Raw genomic sequence first — 21,952 nt, 5'->3', positions numbered from 1 at the left:
ACGCTCCTCCAAGATGGCCTGTGGACGCGGGTTACGCAACGGTAAACCGAGCGGGGCTATTTACTCCGAAGATGATGTCTATCCTGATTCGGAGCAAGTGCATCCTATCTGCGTCTGGTTGCACTTGACGTGCTCTGTTGAACAGGGCCACTCTGGTATATACTTCCGACACTCTCGGGAGCGCATTGCTATTTTTTATCCGCGTTTTCGAGGCGGAATTTGGTGTCATTGTTCTTTCATATCCGGCAGCCCCAGCAGGGCTGCTGTTATTGCTTACTACTGTTCCCGTTCGCCTTTCAGGCTGTAGGCGGGAGTAGCCCGGCAAACGTTCTCCCAGTTTGCGGGTCCCGAGGCGGACCGGAGTGGGGCTGTGTTTGGGGAGGTCCCGCTTGGATCTGGCAATCATTCGTCTAGTTTTCGTGGTTCTTAGTGCGCTGGCATGCTTTGAGTTAAAGCCTTTTGGATTGATGGGCTACGAGGCCGCTGGCGTTGGTGTTCTCATCGGAATCGCCGTGGTCGTGTTCGAGATGCGGCTGCGTAATGCCAGCCTGAAGCGGCTGATCGGCGCGGTGATCGGCAGCATTCTTGGCATCTGCGGCGCCTACCTGTTTAGTCTCGTCATTCGCGACGCCATTAAAGAGGGGCCGACGCAGCATTTCCTCGAGCTCTTCGTGATGCTCCTGATGGCGTATGTCGGCTTGGTGATTGGCGCCGGCAAGGGCGATCTGCTCAATCTTGCGGCGCTGGGCGGAATCTTTGGCGGCGAGAAACAGTCGAAGCGCAGCTACAAGATTCTGGATACCTCGGTCATTATTGACGGGCGAATTGCCGACATCGCGGAGACGGGCTTCCTTGATGGAACGATTGTGATTCCGCAGTTCGTGTTGCGCGAGTTGCAACTGGTGGCGGATTCGGCGGACTCGCTGAAGAGGAACCGTGGACGTCGTGGGTTGGACATTCTGCAACGCGTGCAGAAGTTGACCAATTTGCACGTACAAATTGTGGAAGACGATTTCCCGGCAGTCCGCGAGGTCGACCTAAAGTTGATTGAACTCGCCAAGGTGTATGAGGGGAAGATCGTCACCAACGACTTCAACCTGAATAAGGTGGCACAGCTGCAGGGCGTTGAGGTGCTGAACATCAATGAGCTGGCCAATTCGCTGAAGCCGATCGTGTTGCCGGGCGAGCTGATGCGAGTGTTCATCCTGAAAGAAGGCAAGGAGTACAACCAGGGCGTGGCGTATTTGGATGACGGCACCATGGTTGTGGTGGACAACGCGCGGAAGATGATCGGGAAGACGATCGAGATTTCGGTTACATCGGTGCTGCAGACGACTGCGGGCAAGATGATCTTCGGCAAGTTTGATGAGCGGGCCTCAGGCACGATGCCGCGCGCGGAGCAGAGGCCGGAGCGTCAGGACTTGCGGAAGAGCAATCCGCAGCCGTCGTTCCCTGCTGCCAATGGAACTACCAGCACACCGCCGAGTTCGCCTGGGATTCCGGCAGCGTCTTCGCCGGGTACGGGCGGTACGGGCACGGAATAGTAGTTACTCGTTACAAAGGTCCCGCTCGGTTCCAAAAATGCGCAAACCGGGCGGGATTTTTATCGGCAGTAATTTGAACTCCTACCTTGCGCGGAACTATACTTTTTGTCCCTTATGTCGAAAGTTATCGTAATCATTCCCGCAGCCGGCCTTGGAACGCGCATGGCCCGCGGCAAAGCTGGTGTCACGTCCAAGCAGTTCTTTGAGTTGAACGGAACGCCGATCCTTATTCACACATTGCGGAAGTTTGTAGAGTGCAAGCAGGTCTCGGAGATCTGGGTCGCACTGCGTAAGAACGAGATGGCGGGATTCCGCAAACACCTCGAACAGGCGGGGATCAAGAAAGAGATCAAACTGGTAGAAGGCGGCGAGCACCGCCAGGATTCCGTGGCCAATGCTCTGAACGCGATTGAGGCGAGTGCAGACGACATTGTGCTGGTGCACGATGCCGTGCGGCCGTTCGTGAGCCCGGAGACGATTACAGCGGTGATTGCCGCGGTTGAGAAGCATGGCGCGGCGATCGCGGGAACACCGGCGATTGACACGGTGAAGCAGGTCGAGCGAACTTCGGAAGGCGCGGTCATCACTTCGACGATTCTCCGAGAGCGCGTGGTGCTGGCGCAAACGCCGCAGGGATTCCGCTTCGGCACTTTGAAGAAAGCGTTCGACGAAGCGATCCGAGAGGGCTTCAGTGGAACTGACGAAGCGAGCCTCATCGAGCGCAATGGTGGCGCGGTGCAGGTGGTGATGGGCTCTGCGAACAACATCAAGATCACTACGCCCGCGGATCTCGAACTCGCGGAGTTCTTCATGTCGCAGGAAGATAGCCGGAAAGCGAACCTCGCCGGATGATCCGCGTTGGCTTAGGCTTCGACTCCCACGAGTTTCGCGAAGGTATTCCGCTGCGTATTGGCGGACTCACGATTCCACATACTCACGGCTTGAGCGGGCATAGTGATGGCGATGTGCTGCTGCACGCCATCACGGATGCGCTGCTCGGAGCCGTTGCGGCCGGGGACATAGGAGCGTTCTTTCCGCCGAGTGATCCGAAGTGGAAGGGCGCGAACTCCGTCGTGTTCATCGAAGAAGCGATGCGGCATATTGAGACGGCGGGCTATCGCGTCGGCAATGTGGATTGCTCGCTGGTGCTGAATGCGCCGAAGATCGGGCCGCATGCGAAAGCAATCCAGGAGAGCGTGGCGAAACTGCTGAAGATCGAGCCGACGGCGGTGGGCATCAAGGCTAAGACGCCGGAGGGATTGAATCTCGACGGGACTGCCTTGGCGCATGTGGTGGTGCTGCTGGAGAAGCGCTAACCGGCGTCGGCGGCGCTCGCTTTCGGCTGGTAGGGAGTTTGGCAGGCTTCGCAAATGACGGAGCTGCGCTCGTTCAGGTAGTTACAGCTCGAACAGTTCCATTTGCCGTCAGGCTTCGGCATCTTTGCTCCAACAACAAAGCGCAGGTAGAGAGCGATGGCGCCAAGCCATGCCCAGGCGCCGATCATCGCGAGCAGGACGCCATCCTCAGATCTCACCACGAATAAAGCGCCGTAGCGAATAACAACCCAACCGACAACCGAGATCACGCCGAAGAGCACGGTAGATGCGCCTCGACCGCGCGCGAGGGCGACGATTGCGGAGACTGCAATGGCGAGGCCGATGAGTTCGAACATGAGCTAGTCGTTCCCTTGCGCCGCTCTTTCGGCCTTGAACTGGCGAATTAGGATTCTCACCAGCATGCCATCGAACTGCGAGCCGCTGCGGCTTTCGAGTTCGCGGACGGCGTCGGCCTGGCTGCGGGCGGCGCGGTAGGAGCGGTCGACCATCATCGAGACGTAGGCCTCGGCGACGGAGATGATGCGCGCGTAGAGCGGGATCTGTTCGCCCTTGAGACCGTCGGGATAGCCGGAGCCATCGAAGGCCTCGTGGTGATGGCGAACCATCTGGCGAATGTGCTGGGCGTCGGGGATGGCGTCGATAATCTCGGCGCCGACGTTGGCGTGCATGGCGACGAGATAGTGCTCGTCTTCGGTCAGCATCGCCGGTTTGTTGAGGATCTTCTCCGGGACGACGATCTTGCCGACGTCGTGAATGCGCGCGGCGAAGATGAGGTCCTGAATATCTTGCCCACCAATTCCTAATTCGCGGGCGATGATTTCCGCAGTGCGCGCGACCTGCTCACCGTGTCCGGAGGCGAAGAGCTCACGCGATTCACTCGCACGATTGAGCGCGAGGATGGCGTCCATCATGACTTCGCGCTTGCCCTCAGCTTCGTTCTCAGAAAACTTCTTCAATGCACTGACGAGTTCGGATGTGTATTCGGGACCATAGTGTTCACGCTGGAGGAAACCTTCGACGTAAGCGCTGATCAACTGACGTTGGACGGAGGTGTTCTGGCCGTCGATGAATTCGTCGGCGGTGGCGACCTTGTTGCCGCCAGCATGCTTGGAGACATACATGCCGGCATCAGCCACGCGCATGATGTCTTCGACCGAAGAGCCGTGAATGGGATAAGTCGCAACGCCGAAGCTGCCGGTGATCTGGTGCTCGCTCAGCATCGGATCGGTCGCGATCCAGAGGCGTAGGCGTTCGGCGAGAATCTGGGCCTGGTCGACACCGGTTTCTGGCATGAGGATGACAAACTCATCGCCGCCGAAGCGGGCAACCACATTCGACTGGCGGCATTTCTGTTCGAGCAGGCGCGCAATGCGAGCGAGCACGAGATCGCCCTCGAGATGGCCCATGGTGTCGTTGACCTGCTTGAACTTGTCGAGGTCGATCATCACCACCGAGAACGGTCGCGTGGAACGCGAGGCGCGCTTCCATTCTGATTGCAGAGCTTCCAGGAAGTAACGGCGCGTCTTGCTGCCGGTGAGCGCGTCTGTAATGGACTGCTGCTGCATTTTCTGGAAGACAAAGGCGTTGTGCAGCGCGGTGGCGAGCAAGTCAGCGAGCGTCCGCAGGAGCAGCGTGTCTTCTTCCGTGAAGGCGTTTTCGCGGCGGCTCTCGATGTTGAGCACGCCGAGCAACTGCTCGGCGTAGGTGATGGGGATACAGAGAGCAGAACGCGAATCGGGCAGAATGCCTGCGAGATGCGTGGCGGCAGTATCTTGAACCAGGGAAGTGTCGCCGGTGCGTGCAACGCGACCGAGCACACCGACGCCGAGCGCGACGCGCTTGCCCTTCGCATGCGCTGTGGTGCCGGCTTCGGCTTTGATTTCGATTTCCTTGGTGGCGTAGTCGAGAATTCCGATGCCGATGTGGTCGTAATTAAAGTTCTTCTGGATCTGGCCAACGATTTCGCTGAGCATCTCCTCGGCGTTCTGGCTGGAGATGGCCGTCTGCGAAACGTTGTTCAAGAACGAGAGATAGCGAGCGCGACGTTGTTCGTGCGCGAACATGCGCGCGTTCTCAATCGCAACAGCGACCTGTCCGGCAGCGGTGGCGAGGACTTCGACGTCGCGCTGCTCATAAACAAATTCGCGATCGAAGTTCAGCGCGGCAACAACGCCGACACTGACGGCGCCAATGCGGATGGGCACGCCGATGAAGCACTTCGCCGGATGCGAGCTGGGCTCGATGCCGAGACGCTGGCTGACGCGCTTCATGTCCGAGCGAATCAGGATTGGCTGGCCGGTACGGATGACGAAATCGCTGAGACCGTTCTTCGACCTCCGTGAACGCCGGGGCTGACGAATAGCGCCGACGGTTTCGAACTCGTAGCGAAGCTCCAAGCCTTCCAGGAAGGCCACGTAGAAGTTGCTGGTGTCGAACAGACGTCCGAGTTCGCGATGCACGGCGGCGAGAACTTCGTCGGGATCGAGGCGCGAACTGATGACCTGACCGATCTGCGTGAGCAGTTCGAATTCTTTGGTTCGCCTATGAGCGTCGTGAACCAGCAGGTAGTTCTCGAGCGTCATGCCCATCTGCATGCTGACCGATAAAAGAAGACGCAGGCGGCTGGCACTGAAGGCATGGCGCTTGCCGTGGGGGAAGATGACGACACCCATGTTGCGCTCGCGCGTCTGAAGACAGACGGCACTGAACCGCGAGATGTTTTCTTCCTTCAGTGTGTTGACCAACGAGGTCAATCCGGGGTGGGCAGCGGAACGCATGGGCCCTTGCAGTTCCTTGAGCGAGTGAATGCTCAGGATGCCGCCACGGCGGAAAGCGATGTCGGCGAGATAGTCGCCGGCGTTCTGGACCTCGAGCCGGGTGATGAAATCCGGCGAGAAACCGCGGGCGACCGAAGGCACACTGCCGCGCCAAGGCTCGGAGACGTAGAGCACCGCCTGCTCGAGACGCAGGAGACTCATGAACCGGGTGAGGAGGCTTTCGATGCTGGGTTGAATCTGTTCGCGCGTGACCGGCGTGGTGGGATCGATATCGAGCGAAGAAAATGCCAGCGCGTTTTCCTGGATGGCGCGACGTTCGTCGTCAAAGAGCACAACCACCATCGCCGTACCGAGCAGGAGCAACGGCATGATTTCGAGGTACTCGGATCCGCGATGGAGATAGCGTCCGACGAGCAAGGACGGCGGAATTTCCTTGCCGGCCTGCATAACAATCCAAAGGGCGGTGGATGCAGTCATCCAGCGAAGGCCGGCGGAGTCGCGCTGATAGGCAACGCGCGCGTACTCCATGGTGGCGAGTAACAGCACGACGAGAACAGCGATCCACGCGTGCAGGTACGGCCGAACCATGACCCTTAGTGGCGGGATGGCGTGGAGGGCTGTCCAATAAATGAGGGCGCAAAGAACGAGGTACTTGGTCCACGCAGGAGGTTCGGTCTTCGCGAAGGATCGAGCGGAAACAAAGAGCGCGACCGCTCCACAGATTTCAGCGGTGTGAGCCAACGAGGCATAGGCTGGAATCTTGGGGTGAGTGTCGGCCACCGCAACGAGTGCGTAGTAAGCGGTGTTGGCGAACCAGAACCACTGCCAGCTATGGAAATACCGTTCGGAGGATTGGCGCTGGAGATACGCGAAGACGAGCAGGAACGCGAGGGCGACGAGCCCTGGAACAAAGACGGTGCCTGCCAATAGGGGTTCCATGCGTTACTGAGTCGCTTGGCCTCAACCTGACGATAAAGCCTAAGTGACACAACTATAAGGACTTCCGGTCACCTGGTCACCGTTACGGAAGGTACCGAAGTCTGATGCCCATAGTAACTATTTGGCTCTCGCAAAAAGGTTACCTCTCCATCTCGTTTTCGTCTGGTGGGAAGACCGCAAAGCGGCTCACGTTGTACTCTGTAAGGTTACGCTTATGAGCAGCCAAGTCAGCAGTCCCGTTCGCGTCCGCTTTGCTCCGTCCCCTACCGGCTACCTCCACGTTGGTGGAGCCCGAACTGCTTTATTCAATTGGCTTTACGCCCGTCATGTGGGGGGCACGCTGGTGCTCCGAATCGAGGATACCGACCTCGAACGGTCGACGCCGGAAATGGTCGAAGGCATCCTCGTCGGAATGCGCTGGCTCGGCTTGAATTGGGATGAGGGTCCGTACTATCAAACGCAACGGATGGATCTATACAAGGCGGCAGCCGAGAAGCTGGTTGCTTCCGGCCACGCCTATTACTGTTTTTGTTCCAAGGAAGGACTAGAGCAGCGGCGCAAAGCCGCCACGGCGGCTGGCCGCGCCCCGCAGTATGACGAGTCGTGCCGGAAGATCGGCCGCGAGGATGCTGCCGCACGAAAACAGGGCGGAGCACCTTGCGCGGTGAGGTTCGCGGTTCCGGAGACCGGCAATACGAAGTTTCAGGATGCGGTGTTTGGCGAGGTCGAGTTTGCAAACCCCGAACTCGAAGATTTTGTCCTACTGCGATCGGATGGGGTTCCCACCTATCACCTGAGCGTTGTGGTGGACGATGTGGACATGAAGATCAGCCACATCCTTCGCGGCGCGGACCACATTTCGAACACTCCGAAGCAAGTATTGCTCTACCAGGCGATGGGTGCGACGTTACCGATATTCGCGCACGTGCCGCTGATTCTCGGGCCGGACAAGACGCGATTGAGCAAGCGCCATGGCGCGACTAGCGTCATCTCGTACTCGGACGAAGGAATTGTTCCGGAGGCGTTCCGCAACTTCCTGGCGTTGCTTGGATGGACGGCTCCCGAAGGTTCGCCGGAAAAGCTCGGCGATGAAGAACTGATCAAGCTTTTCTCGCTGGAAGGCATCTCTCACTCGAACGCGGTATTCGATCGGCCGAAGCTGGATTGGTTCAACACCGAATACATTCGGGCGTATCCGGCGGAGAAGCTGTTGCCGTTGATCCAGAAAGAATGGCAGAAGGTTGGACTGACGCCGGCGAACCCCGACGCGCAACACCTCGTCGCAACGATTGAATTGCTGAAGCCACGGGCGCGAAACCTGAAGGACTTTGCAGGATCGTTCAAGGCGTTCTTCACCGACGATTATGCGAACGATCCGGAGGCGGTTGAGAAGTTCCTGAAGGATCCCGCGGTGCGCGAGATGCTGGTGGAACTCGGCGAACGATACGCCAACGCTGGCGAGTTTACGGAGCAAAGCACCGAGCAGGTGCTTCGCGACCTTGCGGCTGAGAAGGGCGTGAAAGCCGGTGGGCTGATCAACGGTGCGCGCGTCGCGCTTACTGGACAGGCCGTGGCACCGAGCTTATTCGCGGTCATGGTAAATCTCGGACGCGAAAAGACGGTGTCACGACTGCGGCGCGCGAAGGAAATCCAGTAGGCCAGGGTAAGGCGCACCAAAGTTATCTACCGTTGCCGTTGTGCCCCGCGCTATTCTCCAGCCCATGGGAAGAGCGATAGGCTTCATCGCCGTGATCCTCATCGCGGCGTTCGGCATGTACTACTACATCAGCGCCAGCAAGGCTGTGTCTCCAGCGAACGGTGTGCCGCAGGCGACGGTGGACACCACCGGCGTGGAACAGGACTTGCTGCAGATTGCGAATGCCGAGCGGCGCCACTGGGCGACCAACAACAAATACGCTTCGCTCGATGATCTGATTTCTAGCGGCGAGTTGCAGATGGCCCGCACCACCCGTGGACCTTACAGTTATTCGGTGGACGCGACCGCAAGTTCGTTCGTGGCACGCGCGCGCGCGAGTAATCCGCCACAGGGAGCACCGGCAAATCTCAGCGTGGATGAGAGCATGCGCGTGCGGCATGATTGAGTTGGTACTTCGTCTGGCCAGGGGCACGCTGCGGCGTGCCTCTTGCTTTTAGTTGTGAACGTTGGGACTCTGCGCTGGATTCTTATGCCCGGGTTTGGGCGCGTTCTCGACCTGAACGTCAAAGTTCACTGGAATGGACTTTGGCGGATAACAGGCGCTGTTGTCGCAGGCTTGGAATTTCAGTTCGCCGTGCACGCGATAGTTACCGGCATGGATCGCGCCGATGGAGCGGGCGGTGGCCTGAACCGAGAAATCTCCGGTATACACGCTGAGTTTCTCGTCGGGGGCGAAGGCAAAGGAGAGTTGTTCGCCGCCCGGATATTGAATATTCCCGATTGAGAGATCCGTCGGAGGGCTCAACTTCAAGACCGTGGGAATTAGCAGCTCGGAGTTAGGCTTGTTCGAATTGATGTGGTAGCCGGAAGCGACGCGGAAGTTCAAAGTGACGTTCGCCGACTTGCCCTTAATCAATGGAGCGCTTTCGACTTTCACGATCTCGACGGATGGTTTCGGAGACGAGAACTCACTCTGGGCTGCGACGGCAAGCGGTAAGGACAGAGCGATTGTCGTGAAAATCCAGTGCTGCATTCTCATTGACGCGTCTCCTATTGAGCCAGTGCGGACTTGATCTTTTCTTCAATCTCGCTGCGATCAGCGAGCCCCATCGCGAACTGCACAATCTTACCGTTCCGATCAATATAGAAGGTAGTGGGTAGGTCTTCGACGTCGCCATATTTGCGCGAGACAGTGTCGTCGTCCACGGCGATGGTGTAGTTCACGCCCATCTCCTTTACGAACGCTGCGACTTTCTCCTTACCGCCTTCGTCTTCCGAAATGCCGACGATCTGCAATCCCTGTGGGCCGTATTGCTTCTGGAAATCTACGAACCACGGCAGTTCGACTTTGCAGGGAGGGCACCACGTGGCCCAGAAGTTGAGCACCACGGCTTTGCCGCGAAGATCGGAGAGCGTCACCTTCTTGCCGTCGAGGGTTTGCAAGGTGAAGTCCGGTGCGGGCTTGCCGACAACCTGTCCGACAACGAGAGATCCGCTACGCGCAGCTTCTGCTTGCTTTTTGCGCGCGATGTTGCTGCCGACAAAAAGCATGGCCGCGATCACCAGCACGGCAAAGCCCAGGATTGCGATGTTGTTCTTCAATTACACCCTCAGAGCGAAAACCGATTCAGGAACGAAAGATAGCTCGACAAGATGGTGAAGTGACGCGTAAGAATCAGGGCGCCGACCACGACCAGGAAAACGCCACTCACAACTTCTACGGCATGCAGGTGCCGGCGGAACTTGGTATAGAACGCCAGAAAACCACCGACAAACAGCGACGTGAGCAGGAACGGCACCGCGAGTCCGCTGGAGTAAACCGCTAAAAGAAGCACGCCCTTCACAACCGTATCTTGCGATCCGGCGATAGCGAGAACGCCCGCGAGGATCGGGCCGATGCAAGGTGTCCAGCCGAAGGCGAACGCGAAGCCAATGAGGAATGCGCCGATTGCAGTGCCGCTGCCCTTCATGTCGTGAAGACGCTTGTCCGCGAGAAGAGCTTTGATCTTGAACACGCCGATGAGGTGCAGGCCGAAGATGATGATTACCACGCCAGCCACCTGCATGAGTTGGCGGCGGTAGATATTCATGAACTGCCCGATGCCGGTCGCCACTGCGCCGAGGGCAATAAACACCACACTGAAGCCGACGATGAACATGATCGAGTTCAGCAGGACCGTGCGGCTGAGCTTGCGGTCACCAGACTGTAGGTCTTCGACACTTGCGCCGGAAATCAGAGAGACGTAACCCGGAACCAGCGGTAAAACGCAGGGCGAGAGGAAGGACAGAAGTCCGGCGAGGAAGACCGCGATCGGCAGGGGCAAACTGGACATTCAGCTCTATTTTAGCGCCCGAGAGCGGGCGAACCTAAACCTAGACGCTCCAATTGCCGGAAAGTTGCAGAACATCACTTCCGCAGGCCACTCCAGGTTTCGGAGATCACGATGGAATTGCCAGGATTATGCGGGTCGTATTTGACGGACGCAGGAAGGCCAAGGCGACACGAGTGGACGTCGATGAATTGGCGCAGGTGCGTGATGTCCTGTGACGCTTCGTAGGCCACACCCGCAACATCGTAGCGATAGATCAGGAGCTGGGTGAGATGCTGGCTTTCGTCTTCGAGGTCCTGGACATCCATGGCGGTACCGATCGTCAGACGTCCTGTGCGGCTCAGCCGCGTGCGACGCTCTTTCTCATGGTCGGGTTTCTGTAGCTTGGAGCGCGAGAGCCAGGCGAATCCGACGACGGCGGCGCTGAGCCCGCACAGCGCGATCGAGTAATAACGAAGGTGGTGCATGACGAAGGGCGTAGTCCTTTGGCCATAGTATCCGCCGAAGAGGGCTGAGGAAATCTGCGATTTCTCTGAAAAATCCCGCAAATGATGAATGCGCAGGACTTCCATTTTGAATCTAAGTTGTTGCTGGTCCGTGTTCCGGCTATGGACTTTCCTACTGGTCTGCCGTAAGCTTCGCCCCAAACTATTCTGCGGTTGGGACTTACACCGAATCGGCGGCAACGACTTTTGAGCTCTGCGCAACAACTGCTCGTGATTCGTGTTCACTCTCCCAGCAGATTTACTTGAGACGCGCACTTCGGCACTAGTTCAAGTTTTGAAAGGTTTGCATATGTCCACCCATCGTTTGGTTCGCTTGCTTGTGCTCGCGTTGATGCTGATGAGCATCCCGGCACTTTCTTTCGGAGGCGTGTTCGTTTCCGTTTCGGTTGGACCGCCGCCGATTCCCGTCTATACACAACCGTTATGCCCGGGCGCTGGCTATATGTGGACGCCTGGCTATTGGGCTTGGGGTGACGAAGGCTATTACTGGGTTCCGGGTACGTGGGTGATGGCCCCGACTCCCGGTTTCCTGTGGACGCCTGGCTATTGGGGCTGGGGCGGCGGCGCCTACCTATGGCACGGCGGATACTGGGGCCCGCACGTCGGCTTCTACGGCGGTATTAACTACGGTTTCGGCTACGGCGGCGTCGGCTACGGCGGTGGCTACTGGCACGGCAACAATTTCTACTACAACCGCAGCGTGAACAACGTGAATGTCACGAATGTGACGAACGTCTACAACAAGACCGTCATCGTGAACAACAACAACCACGTGAGCTACAACGGCGGGCACGGCGGCGTGACCCGGCAGCCCACTTCACAAGAGCGCCAGTGGCAGAACGAGAAACATGTTGATGCCACGAGCGCGCAGCAACAGCACTTCCAGGAAGCGGGACGCAACCCGCAGCTTCTGGCGAAGAACAACGGCGGCAAGCCGGCGATCGCTGCGACCGCACGCCCAGCGGACTTTAAGTCTGCGGTACCGGCAAAGGCAGTGGGTGGCCCAATCAACAAGACGGCTTTGACGGCGACTCCGAAGAACATGCCTGCCCCGAAGAGCAATGCGGCTGCGACGGCAAATGGTAACGTCAACGCCAATGCGAAGGGCAACGCAAACATTCCGAAGCCTGGCAATGCGAGTGCGAGCACGAACTCCAAGGTCGGCACGAATGCGTCCGCGAACACCACGGCGCACAATGTTCCGAAGCCACCGGCGGCGAGCAGCAATACACGAGACGTGAACACGGCGCACACGAACACGACAGCATCGCCGAGCACGAGCACGCATAATGTTCCGAAGCCGCCAAGCACGAATGCGACGTCGACGAACCGTAGCAACGCGTCGGTGAATTCGCCGAAGACGTACTCCTCGCAGCCGAATACGGCTTCACACCAGAGCCAGCCGGCGCCTCATTACAGCGCTCCAGCGACTCATAATCCACCGCCGCAAACGCACGCGGCTCCTCAGGTGCAACATAATGCGGCGCCAGCACAGCACAGTGCTCCTCCGCAGCACAGCGCACCGGCGACTCACGACAACAAACCAAAGCGCTAACTTCGCGCTATAGACCAAACGCCTCGCGGAAGCGGGGCGTTTTCTTTTGCTTTGACCTCAAAGACACTACTCGTCGGCGACAGGATTGCGCAGAGTTCCGATACCTGCCACGCTGACCTCAACCACGTCTCCAGCTATGATCGGTCCGACGCCTTCGGGTGTACCGGTGGCAATGAGATCGCCCGGAAACAGGGTCATCACTTCGGAGATGAAGCGGAGGATGACGTCGAGTGGAAAGATGAAACTCGACGTGTTGCCATGTTGGCGGACCGCTCCGTTCACGCGAGTCTCGACTTCCACGCCAGTCCATGGATCCAGCGCATCGTTGACGATTGGACCGACGGGGCAGAACGTGTCGAAACCCTTGGCGCGGGTCCACTGGCCGTCTTTGTTCTGCAAATCGCGCGCGGTGACATCGTTCACTACGGTGTAGCCGTGGATGTAGGAGCGCACGTCGTGGTCCTCGGGAATGTGACGGCATTCGCGACCGATGATCACGCCGAGTTCGCCCTCGTAGTCCACGCGCTGTGAGAGCTTCGCCGGCCGTTTAATGTCCGCGCCGGGTGCAATGATTGCAGAAGTTGGTTTTGAGAAAATGAGCGGGTACTTGGGGATCTCGTGTCCGAGTTCTTCGGCGTGCGCTTTGTAGTTCCTCCCGACGCAAACGATCTTGGTGGGCACAACGCTAGCCAGCAACTCGGCTTCTTCCAGGAGCACATGCAATGGCTCGGCACCAGCGAAGGTGTTGTAATCCTGCGGCATGGTGGCGATGGCGCGGATGATGTAGTCGCGCGTGTTCTCGGTTTCGATGAGGCCGTACTTCGGCTGCCCACGATGGACAAAACGGCAGTAGCGCATGTTGTTTACCTGCCGGAGATTGTAACTGCCGGTGGCGCAACATTAACTTTCAGGTAATTAGCACTTTCGTGCTGCCTCCTCGCTTCCCGGCGCGTCTAATACAGAAACCGGAGCGTGGGAATTTGCAGATTCAGCCGATCCTCCAAACCTGGGGACGCGTCCTGACGGGGCGGGTGCCGAACCTTTCCATTGAAATCACGCGTGAGTGTCCGCTACGTTGTCCGGGCTGTTACGCATATGAAGACAATCATCTTGGCGGAGATACTAACCTTCGCAGTCTGACCGATTACAAAGGTGATGACCTAGTTCGCCGGGTTCTCTCCCTCGTGGACGAACATAAGCCGCTTCATCTTTCGATCGTCGGCGGCGATCCGCTGGTCCGCTACCGAGAACTTGAAATCGTTCTGCCGCAGTTGGCCGAACGTGGCATTCACGTGCAAGTAGTGACCAGCGCATTTCGGCCGATCCCAACGCAGTGGGCGACCCTCCCGCGTTTGCGCATGACGGTTTCAATCGATGGCTTGCAGCCGGAACACGACCTTCGCCGAAAGCCCGCGACATATGAAAGAGTGCTGCGCAACATCGAAGGGCAGCATGTGGCCGTCCACTGCACGATCACAGGGGCGATGGTCCGGCGAGCTGAATACTTGCGGGGGTTTCTCGACTTCTGGTCGGAGAATCCGAATGCGGAGAAGATATGGTTCAGTATCTTCACCCCACAAATTGGTGCGGATTCCGTAGAGTGCATCACCGCTGACGAGCGAACGCGCGTGATTCAGACGCTGCTTGACCTACGTGAGTCGTATCCCAAGCTGGACATGCCAGAGGGCATGCTGAAAGCGTTTCTCGCGCCGCCGCACTCCCCAGAGAAATGCGTTTTTGCTCGCACGACACGCACGATCTCGGCGGACTTCAAAACGCACGTCGAGCCGTGCCAACTCGGCGGCGCACCCGACTGCTCACGCTGCGGATGCATAGCTTCGATGGGGCTTTCCGCCATTGGCAACCACAAACTTCTGGGCCCGCTTACCGCCGGCTCCATTTTCTTTGCCTCGGCTTCGATCGGCGACGCCTTCAAACGCTCGCGAAACAGAAAGCTGCCGGAACATCCATCGCCGAAAACAGACACGGAACTTATCACCATTGATCAGAATCCGAAGCGCGAAGTCGCATAGTTCACTCAGCGGAACAGGGCGTGGGCGCGAGACAGAGAGGCTTGAAACCCTTTGTCCGCGCCCGAAGCCGCGTGAGCAGCTATAATGACCCATGGCGACCCTGCGCCAGCAAATCGCGACAAACGTTCTCTCAGCCACGCGGTATCGCGACCTGCTGAACATCGTCCGCCAGAACCGTCCTAAAGACGATATCGAGATCGTCAAAAAAGCCTTCGAGTTCTCCCAGAAGCACCACGCCGGCCAAACCCGTGCCTCCGGCGAACCCTACCTCGTACATCCGTTGGAAGTCGGAATCATTCTCGCCGACATGCGCTTGGACACCACGGCAATCGCAGCCGGACTGCTGCACGACTCTGTGGAAGATACATCCGTCACGATCGAGGAAATCCAGGAGCAGTTCGGCGAGCAAGTTGCGCACATCGTTGAAGGCGTAACCAAAATCAGCCGCATTGATTTCGCCTCACGCGAAGAAGCGCAGGCGGAGAACGTCCGAAAGATGGTGCTCGCGATGGTGGACGACATCCGCGTGGTGCTGATCAAACTCGCGGACCGCCTGCACAATATGCGCACCTTGCAGCACCTCTCACAGGAGCGGCAGGAAAAGATCGCGCGAGAGACGCTGGAGATTTATGCGCCCATTGCACACCGTCTCGGGATGGGCCGCGTGCGCGGCGAACTGGAAGACCTTGCGTTCCCCTATGTCGATCCGATCGGCTACAAGCGCGTTGAGGAAGCCGTAGAGTCGCGCCGTAAGAAGGGCGAAGAGTTCCTTGAGCAGGTAAAGGGCGTCATTACCGCGAAGCTTAAAGAGAACAGCATTGATGCTCGCGTAGACAGCCGGATCAAGCGCCTTTACTCCATCAATCAGAAGTTGATTCGCCAGCGCATTGACGTCGAGCAGGTGTACGACATGTACGCCCTGCGCATCATTACCAAGAGCGTCGTCGATTGCTACTCCATCCTCGGAATCATCCACAACCTCTGGCGTCCGGTGCCCGGCCGTATTAAGGACTTCATCGCGATGCCGCGGCCGAATTTCTACCAGTCGTTGCATACGACGGTGATCGCCGAAAACGGCAATCCCTTCGAAGTGCAAATCCGCACCGAAGAGATGCACAAGCTGGCGGAAGAAGGCATCGCAGCGCACTGGAAGTACAAAGATGGGCCAATCTCCGCGAAAGACGAGCAGCGCCTCGCTTGGCTGCGGCAGGTAGTGGAGTGGCAACGCGATGTGCAGGATCCGGGCGAGTTTCTCTCCAGCCTCAAAATCGATCTCTACCCCGAAGAGGTTTACACGTTCTCGCCGAAGGGCAAGATCGTCATTCTCCCGCGCGACGCCACCCCACTCGACTTTGCGTACACCATCCACACCGAGGTCGGGCACACCTGCGTCGGCGCCAAGGTGAACGGACGTATCGTGCCGCTGCGATACAAGCTGCGGTCGGGCGATATCGTCGAGATCCTTACGCAGCCGGGACACACCCCGAGTCGCGATTGGCTCACCATCGTCAAGTCGCCGCGCTCACGGCAGAAGATCAAGCACTGGCTCAACGTTCACCAGCGCGAACGCGCGATTGAAATCGGACGCAAGCTTATTGAAAAAGAAGCACGCAAATATCGCATTCCGCTGAAGGAGATTGCTGACGAGCATTTGGCGAAGATCGCCAATGAATACGGGCTTGGTAAGGCCGATGAGTTGCTCGCGGGCATTGGCTATGGCAAGTTCTCCGCGCGCAGCATCCTTGCGAAATTGGCGCCCGCAATCAATCCGGAGGCACCTGCTCCCAGCGAAGATGAGCCAAAGTCTGGCGGATTTACTAGCGTTGTGCGTCGCGTGTTTGGCGGGAGCGATGGTTCAGCCCTCAAGGTCACAGGCCACGATGATCTGCTCGTCTATCGCGCCAAGTGTTGTAACCCGATTCGTGGGGAAGAGATCGTCGGCTACGTGACCCGCGGCAAGGGCGTGGCGGTGCACTCGCGCAACTGTCCGAACGTCCACAATTTGCTTTATGAGCCGGAGCGTCGTATCGCAGTGGAGTGGGCGCGTGAAGCCCACCGCGGCTCCGGCGAAGCAGGCTATCCCGTCAAGATCACCGTCTTCTGCGATGATCGTCCCGGCATGCTGAAGCAGATCACTTCCATCATCAGCGACGCCAACACCAATATCCGCAATATCGAAGCCCACACCGGCGATGCCCACGCCACCATCGATGTCATCATCGATATCGAAGACCTGAAGCACCTTGAGCGCATGATCACCGGCATCCGCAAGATCCCCGGTGTGCGCGATGTACAGCGCGTGCAGAAGCTTTAGCTCGTACCTACCCTACACCGTATTCACCACCGAGACGCAGAGGCACAGAGGTTCATGGCCGGATTCTCTGTGCCTCTGTGGTTAAATGGAGTTTGTTTCAGGAGGACGCATGCGCGACGTCATCGTAACCAATCAGGGCCCTAAGGCGATTGGGCCGTATTCGCAGGGAATTCGTGCGAACGGCTTCATTTATCTCTCCGGGCAGATACCGCTGGATCCCGCTACGCAACAGCTCGTCGAGGGCGATATTCATGCGCAGACGGACCGCGTGTTGCGCAACATCCAGGGCATGCTCGAAGCATCGGGCAGTTCGGTCGCCAAAGTGGTGAAGACTACTGTGTTCCTGAAGAACATGAGCGAGTTCACGGCAATGAACGAGGTTTACGGAATGTACTTCCGGGACAATCCTCCCGCACGATCGACCGTTGAAGTAGCGCGCTTGCCGAAGGACGTATTGGTCGAGATCGAAGTCATCGCGCTGGCTTAACTGCTTGCTATGAATCACCACGTGCTTGCCAGTGTCAGCATCGCGGGAACAACGCTCGATCTGCTCGGCGGCATGTACCTCGCTTACGATCTCCTCGGCGGACAACACGGCCCGCTTCGACTGCTGACCCGGATCGTCACGTATTCAGTCATTTTCGGCATCTTCTATGGGCTCGGCCTCGGACTGATCTTCGGTATCGCTGCCGGTGTCACCACCGGGATCACTATCTCCTTCGAACTGAATCGCGCTGCGACGGGGAAACCGCATTACCCCGTGTGGGGTGAGGCCCTTTGTTCGCTGATCCGCGGCGCTGGATTTGCGATTGGGCTTTATAAGCAAGACGGCTTGCTTTTCGCCGCGGCGTTTGCAGTTCTGACTACGGTCGGACAGATATTCGCCTACAGTCGCGGAATGAGGCCGGCCATCGACTACAGCCCGCAGCTGCGTCCGCGGCTCACGCGGCGCCAGTTCCTGGGAACGGTTAACCGCGTCTTCGGATGGCTGATCGCCGCCTTGATTTGCAGCTTTGTTTCCCATCGCGTGGAGGGAGCGTGGCTGTTCGCTCTTCGCGTGGGTCTTACGACGGGCGTCGCTACCGGCGCAGTCATTATGTTCGGCCCAATCGTGGAGTACTACGCCGATCACCTTCCTGAACGCCGCATGGGCGTCTTCGGCATCTGCCTGATTCTGAGCGGCTTCGCGCTGCAATCGCTGCAATATTGGGTGGCGCTGCTGGATGTGAAGGTGTCGTAACCTCTTCTATTTGAACAGGTTCAAAATTGTCTTGACGGGTGGTCATTCGCCAGTCTATTTTTGAATGTGTTCAAAAGGAGGTTCCGATGTACATCGTTACCGCATATCTCCTCTATCTCATCGTCAGCGTGGCCCTCACCGTGTGGGTCGCACAGACACTGCATAAGAACGGCCTGATCTTCCTAGTCGACAGCTTCCTCGGCAACCGGGAACTGGCGAACTCGGTGAACCACCTGCTCGTGGTCGGCTTTTATCTCATCAACCTCGGCTACGTGCTCATGGCCCTCGCAACGCCAGTGCGGCCGACTTCCGTACAGGCCGTGATCGAGTTGCTCAGCACGAAGCTGGGCGTAGTCATGCTCGTGCTCGGCGCCATGCACTTCACCAACATCGTCATCTTCTCCAAGATGCGTAAACGCGCGATGTTGCGCTACGAGCCTCCGCCGGTCGCCCCGCAGCAGTTCGTAAGACCGCCGGCAGCGTGAAGGAGGTGGCGTATGCGTTTTCTCTATGTCTTCTATGACGCAACTTGCGGGTTGTGCACCCGTCTCCGAAGCTGGTGCGAGCGCCAACCGGCCTATGTCGAACTCCGTTTTGTAGCCGCCGGCAGCCCGGATGCCCATAGGCTCCTGCCGGCGGACCTCGCCAAGGTATCGCGCGAAGACCTCATCGTCCTTTCCAGCGAAGGCGGCGTCTACCAGGGCGAGGGCGCATGGCTCATGTGCCTGTGGGCCTTGCGCGGATATCGACAGTTGTCGATACGTCTAAGTGATCCGCGGCTCGCTCCGAAAGTACGCGAGGCCTTCCAGATCTTCTCCGGGAGCCGCCACGCACTTTCCCGCTGGTTAGGCCTATCGACAGACAGTTTGCAGAAAGAGTTGCAGTGGACCTTCACTCCGCGCTGCGAGCCGCGCTGGCTGGAATAACTACATGCTTGTGGTTGTCCTGGCGATTGTGATCATCGTGGTCGGAGTGTTCGCTCTGCTTCCCGGGTACCTGATTGTGATCGCCAGGCGCAAGGTCACTCGTATGGAACCGTGGGATGTTCCCCGGCTTCACCAGTACTCTCTGTCGCTCCAGATTCTTTGTTACGGATCGTTCGTGTATCTGGCGCTGTCGCAGATCGCACAATCTTTCAACCTGGTAACGAGTGAGCCGCTGGGAGTTCCAATCCCCCTTGCGCTCGGGCTCGCCTGTATCGCCAACATCGCGATGGCCGCGCGTAGCGGGCCCCTGAGAGACCTTCTCATCACCAATGGTCTGCTCATCGTCGTAAACGTTTGGTTGCTGTTGGCAGTGACCAGCACGTGGTGACTTTCCTCACGCGCTCGGCGAAGCACGTAGGAGGATAGGAACTTTCTTGGACCGAAAGGATTTGATCAATGCGATTGCGAACTCTCATCGCGCTTGTGGCGGCTTCACTTTGCTACATCGCCTTCACTGTTTACGTCAGCTCGGGTCCAAGACCCCTGCCGCCGCCAGCGCGTTGGGTGAACTGGCTTGTTTTTCCGATCACGGCCCTCATCGCCGGTTATTCGTTCCTGCATTGTGAAGAATTTGCCTCACACGGCCGACGTTCCACATCCACGCTCGACTTGAAGTTGCTCGCATTTCTCTGTCTCTTCTCGACGACTCTCTCGATCTTGGGCCTGGCCGCGACGCTCCTCTTTCCGCTCGCACTGGTGATGCTTCCGGCTTTCATCGCCTCTCTGCTGCTGCTCGTTAGACCGAACCTCCTCCGCAACGCGCCGGTCTTTCGCAAGTACCTGAGAATTACAGCCGTGAGCTCTCTTGTTTTTGTGTGTTGTTCTTTGCTCGCGCTGGGAGTGCAGGCAATCCGGGGAGGAGGACTCTAAAACAGCCTGGGGAGGCCAGCGGCAAGCCACTACCGTCGTCTTAGCCACAACGAGCGCTACTTGTCATCGAGTTCGACGAAGGATCTGCTATTTAGCGAGCACCGCCTCGAGAAACGCGTCACGCGCTCGGCGCCAGCCCAGCCTCCTGCACAAACTCCAGCGTCTTGCGCCGGATCGGCCGCAGCAGCGGGTTCTTCGCCACCTTGATGAACCCCATCAGCAGTTGCGTCCCGCGATCGACGAGCATCCGCGTGTTCTTCTGCTCGGCCGACTTGTCGTAGAGGAAGTAAAGCAAGATTCCCATGTGCGATGCCCACAGCATGGTCGGTAGCACCTGCGCCATATCGGGCGGTAGATCGGCATCCGCAATGGCCTCGGCAAACAGCTTCATCGCGGCCTGGCGCAGGCCGCGGGTCTTCGCACTAAAGAACGAGAGTTCGCTCTCGGGCTCACCGGCGTAACGCAGCAGCGCGCCCATGATCCGGCGATCGCTCTTCAGAATGTCGAGCTTAAGGTGGTGGATCTGTGCGATTCGCTTTGCCGGGTCTTTCTCATGCGCCATCATTTCGTTCACCAGCACCTCATGCTTGCGCTGGATTTCGTCGTAGTACTCGAGGACGATCGCGTCCTTGCCTTTGAAGTAGTAGTAGGCCGCCGACGCCGCACCGCCCAGCTCGGCGCCAATATCGCGCATCGTCGTCTCTTCAAAACCACGTTCTCGAAACAATCGGATAGCCGTTTCGTAGATCTGCGCGCGCGAGGCTTTGCCCTTCGACAAGTGTTCTTTGAACATGTTCAGAATGTAGAAAGAATGGATGGAGAAGTCAATGGTGGAGTTCAGCGCCTGCTCGGGTTCGTCTCTCGTCGGCGGCGAGCGATTGGCCGATCTGAACGGTTCGTCTATGATCCCGAGACCCGCTTTTCTCGCTGGAGGTTCCATGCTTCGCTCCATTTTGACCGCTCTTCTACTGGTCGCGGCCAGCATATTCTGCGCCGGCCAGCCCGCGTTGCCCGCAAGTTTCGTTGCCAAGACGATCCATAGCCCTGCCGGGGCCGAGATCTACGTACGCTCTGGCGGAAAAGGGCCCGCCGTGGTTCTGTTACACGGGTACGCGGAGAACAGCGATTCCTGGGCCCCGTTGGCTGAGAACTTAATGAAGGACCACACCGTCATCGTCCCCGATCTGCGCGGCATTGGAAAATCGTCGATACCAGCGGGTGGCTATGACAAGAAAACGCAGGCCGCGGATGTGCGCGCCGTGGTGACTGGCCTCGGGTTCGACAAGACGGTGGTGGTGTCCCACGACATCGGGATTATGGTCGCTTACGCGTATGCGGCAACCTATCCGGACAAGGTGGAGCGGCTAGTTGTGATGGACGCGCCCATCCCAGGCCTTGGACCCTGGACCGAGATTCTGCAAATGCCGGGAGTGTGGCACTTTAACTTTCATGGCCCCGACGCCGAGCGCTTGGTTCAAGGCAGAGAACGAATCTATTTCGATCGCATTTGGAACGACTTCACCGGCGATCCCGGCAAGCCGGACAACGCGACACGAGACTTCTTTACCGCGAGCTACACCCGGCCCGGAGGCATGAGAGCTGGCTTCGCGCAGTTTGCGGCATTTGGTCAGGACGCGAAGGACAACCGTGAGTTTGCAAAAACCAAGTTGACTATGCGCGTTCTTGCCGTCGGCGGAGAGAAGTCGATGGGAACTTTAGAAGGGGCAATCATGCGCGACGCCGCTGTGAACGTACAGGAAGCCGTCATTGCTGGATCAGGACACTGGTTGATGGAAGAACGACCGGCGGAGACGGTTGCTTTGATTCGGACCTTCCTCGATCAAGGTCATTGAGCAGAATCCGA

The 21,952-nt window shown here is 58.2% G+C and carries 23 protein-coding genes; 15 read left to right on the top strand and 8 right to left on the bottom strand.

Annotated features, from left to right (window positions below; translation table 11 throughout):
- The first annotated feature begins 389 nt into the window (after positions 1-389).
- The 3 genes from ACID345_RS00965 (at position 390) to ispF (ending at position 2,860) form a co-directional block, all read left to right on the top strand.
- Complete coding sequence (locus ACID345_RS00965) at positions 390-1,544, top strand: PIN/TRAM domain-containing protein (RefSeq protein ID WP_011520996.1); 1,155 nt, start codon at positions 390-392, stop codon at positions 1,542-1,544.
- Positions 1,545-1,658: 114 nt separating this feature from the next.
- On the top strand, positions 1,659-2,396 hold the full coding sequence (gene ispD, locus ACID345_RS00960) for a 2-C-methyl-D-erythritol 4-phosphate cytidylyltransferase (RefSeq protein ID WP_011520995.1): 738 nt from the start codon (positions 1,659-1,661) through the stop codon (positions 2,394-2,396).
- Positions 2,393-2,860, top strand: a complete 468-nt coding sequence (gene ispF / locus ACID345_RS00955) for a 2-C-methyl-D-erythritol 2,4-cyclodiphosphate synthase (protein WP_011520994.1) — start codon at positions 2,393-2,395, stop codon at positions 2,858-2,860. The genes ispD and ispF overlap by 4 nt, the downstream gene beginning before the upstream one ends.
- Here ispF and ACID345_RS00950 read toward each other — a convergent pair.
- Positions 2,857-3,216, bottom strand: a complete 360-nt coding sequence (locus ACID345_RS00950; protein ID WP_011520993.1) for a zinc finger Ran-binding domain-containing protein — start codon at positions 3,214-3,216, stop codon at positions 2,857-2,859. The two genes, ispF and ACID345_RS00950, sit on opposite strands and share 4 nt — an antisense overlap.
- Positions 3,217-3,219: 3 nt before the next feature.
- Positions 3,220-6,597 (bottom strand): diguanylate cyclase, encoded by a 3,378-nt coding sequence (locus ACID345_RS00945; RefSeq protein ID WP_011520992.1) that lies wholly within the window; start codon positions 6,595-6,597, stop codon positions 3,220-3,222.
- 214 nt (positions 6,598-6,811) lie between these two features.
- Between ACID345_RS00945 and gltX the strand changes: the two genes are divergently transcribed.
- Together gltX and ACID345_RS00935 are read left to right on the top strand one after the other, a co-directional pair.
- Entirely contained in the window at positions 6,812-8,254 is a 1,443-nt protein-coding gene (gltX, locus tag ACID345_RS00940; RefSeq protein ID WP_011520991.1) for a glutamate--tRNA ligase, read from the top strand.
- Positions 8,255-8,318: 64 nt separating this feature from the next.
- Positions 8,319-8,699 (top strand): hypothetical protein, encoded by a 381-nt coding sequence (locus ACID345_RS00935; RefSeq protein WP_011520990.1) that lies wholly within the window; start codon positions 8,319-8,321, stop codon positions 8,697-8,699.
- A gap of 48 nt (positions 8,700-8,747) precedes the next feature.
- Here ACID345_RS00935 and ACID345_RS00930 read toward each other — a convergent pair whose 3' ends face one another.
- The 4 genes from ACID345_RS00930 to ACID345_RS00915 form a co-directional block, all read right to left on the bottom strand.
- Positions 8,748-9,293: a protein-disulfide reductase DsbD domain-containing protein gene (locus ACID345_RS00930; protein ID WP_011520989.1), complete on the bottom strand. Its 546-nt coding sequence runs from the start codon at positions 9,291-9,293 to the stop codon at positions 8,748-8,750.
- 11 nt (positions 9,294-9,304) lie between these two features.
- Complete coding sequence (locus ACID345_RS00925; RefSeq protein WP_011520988.1) at positions 9,305-9,856, bottom strand: TlpA family protein disulfide reductase; 552 nt, start codon at positions 9,854-9,856, stop codon at positions 9,305-9,307.
- A gap of 8 nt (positions 9,857-9,864) precedes the next feature.
- Positions 9,865-10,587: a cytochrome c biogenesis CcdA family protein gene (locus ACID345_RS00920; protein ID WP_011520987.1), complete on the bottom strand. Its 723-nt coding sequence runs from the start codon at positions 10,585-10,587 to the stop codon at positions 9,865-9,867.
- Between the two features lie 74 nt (positions 10,588-10,661).
- A complete protein-coding gene (locus ACID345_RS00915; protein ID WP_011520986.1) occupies positions 10,662-11,156 on the bottom strand; it encodes a hypothetical protein in 495 nt (164 codons plus the stop codon).
- Between the two features lie 223 nt (positions 11,157-11,379).
- Here ACID345_RS00915 and ACID345_RS24960 point away from each other — a divergent pair, with 223 nt between their 5' ends.
- Positions 11,380-12,645, top strand: coding sequence for a YXWGXW repeat-containing protein (locus tag ACID345_RS24960; protein WP_011520985.1), 1,266 nt, complete (start codon positions 11,380-11,382; stop codon positions 12,643-12,645).
- A gap of 66 nt (positions 12,646-12,711) precedes the next feature.
- Here ACID345_RS24960 and ACID345_RS00905 read toward each other — a convergent pair whose 3' ends face one another.
- Positions 12,712-13,503: a fumarylacetoacetate hydrolase family protein gene (locus tag ACID345_RS00905; protein WP_011520984.1), complete on the bottom strand. Its 792-nt coding sequence runs from the start codon at positions 13,501-13,503 to the stop codon at positions 12,712-12,714.
- Positions 13,504-13,625: 122 nt separating this feature from the next.
- Between ACID345_RS00905 and ACID345_RS00900 the strand changes: the two genes are divergently transcribed.
- From ACID345_RS00900 to ACID345_RS00865, 8 genes are all read left to right on the top strand, one after another.
- The gene (locus tag ACID345_RS00900) at positions 13,626-14,678 is read left to right on the top strand and encodes a radical SAM protein (protein WP_011520983.1); all 1,053 of its coding nucleotides are present in this window, start codon (positions 13,626-13,628) and stop codon (positions 14,676-14,678) included.
- 91 nt (positions 14,679-14,769) lie between these two features.
- On the top strand, positions 14,770-16,992 hold the full coding sequence (locus ACID345_RS00895) for a RelA/SpoT family protein (RefSeq protein WP_011520982.1): 2,223 nt from the start codon (positions 14,770-14,772) through the stop codon (positions 16,990-16,992).
- 109 nt (positions 16,993-17,101) lie between these two features.
- Entirely contained in the window at positions 17,102-17,479 is a 378-nt protein-coding gene (locus ACID345_RS00890; protein ID WP_011520981.1) for a RidA family protein, read from the top strand.
- Positions 17,480-17,488: 9 nt separating this feature from the next.
- Positions 17,489-18,232 carry a hypothetical protein gene (locus ACID345_RS00885; protein WP_011520980.1) on the top strand — a complete coding sequence of 248 codons (744 nt, stop codon included), beginning with the start codon at positions 17,489-17,491 and terminating at the stop codon, positions 18,230-18,232.
- A gap of 86 nt (positions 18,233-18,318) precedes the next feature.
- Positions 18,319-18,717: a hypothetical protein gene (locus tag ACID345_RS00880; protein ID WP_011520979.1), complete on the top strand. Its 399-nt coding sequence runs from the start codon at positions 18,319-18,321 to the stop codon at positions 18,715-18,717.
- Positions 18,718-18,729: 12 nt separating this feature from the next.
- Positions 18,730-19,158, top strand: a complete 429-nt coding sequence (locus tag ACID345_RS00875; RefSeq protein WP_011520978.1) for a thiol-disulfide oxidoreductase DCC family protein — start codon at positions 18,730-18,732, stop codon at positions 19,156-19,158.
- Positions 19,159-19,162: 4 nt separating this feature from the next.
- On the top strand, positions 19,163-19,546 hold the full coding sequence (locus tag ACID345_RS00870) for a hypothetical protein (protein ID WP_011520977.1): 384 nt from the start codon (positions 19,163-19,165) through the stop codon (positions 19,544-19,546).
- Positions 19,547-19,614: 68 nt separating this feature from the next.
- Positions 19,615-20,088, top strand: coding sequence for a hypothetical protein (locus tag ACID345_RS00865; RefSeq protein WP_011520976.1), 474 nt, complete (start codon positions 19,615-19,617; stop codon positions 20,086-20,088).
- Between the two features lie 118 nt (positions 20,089-20,206).
- Here ACID345_RS00865 and ACID345_RS00860 read toward each other — a convergent pair whose 3' ends face one another.
- A complete protein-coding gene (locus tag ACID345_RS00860; RefSeq protein ID WP_049761593.1) occupies positions 20,207-21,028 on the bottom strand; it encodes a TetR/AcrR family transcriptional regulator in 822 nt (273 codons plus the stop codon).
- Between ACID345_RS00860 and ACID345_RS00855 the strand changes: the two genes are divergently transcribed.
- On the top strand, positions 21,027-21,941 hold the full coding sequence (locus tag ACID345_RS00855) for an alpha/beta fold hydrolase (protein WP_011520974.1): 915 nt from the start codon (positions 21,027-21,029) through the stop codon (positions 21,939-21,941). The genes ACID345_RS00860 and ACID345_RS00855 overlap by 2 nt on opposite strands.
- Positions 21,942-21,952: the final 11 nt, after the last annotated feature.

The sequence above is a fragment of the Candidatus Koribacter versatilis Ellin345 genome (genome assembly GCF_000014005.1).
Lineage (GTDB): Bacteria > Acidobacteriota > Terriglobia > Terriglobales > Acidobacteriaceae > Korobacter > Korobacter versatilis_A.
This window is presented reverse-complemented; position numbering and strand designations above follow the sequence as displayed.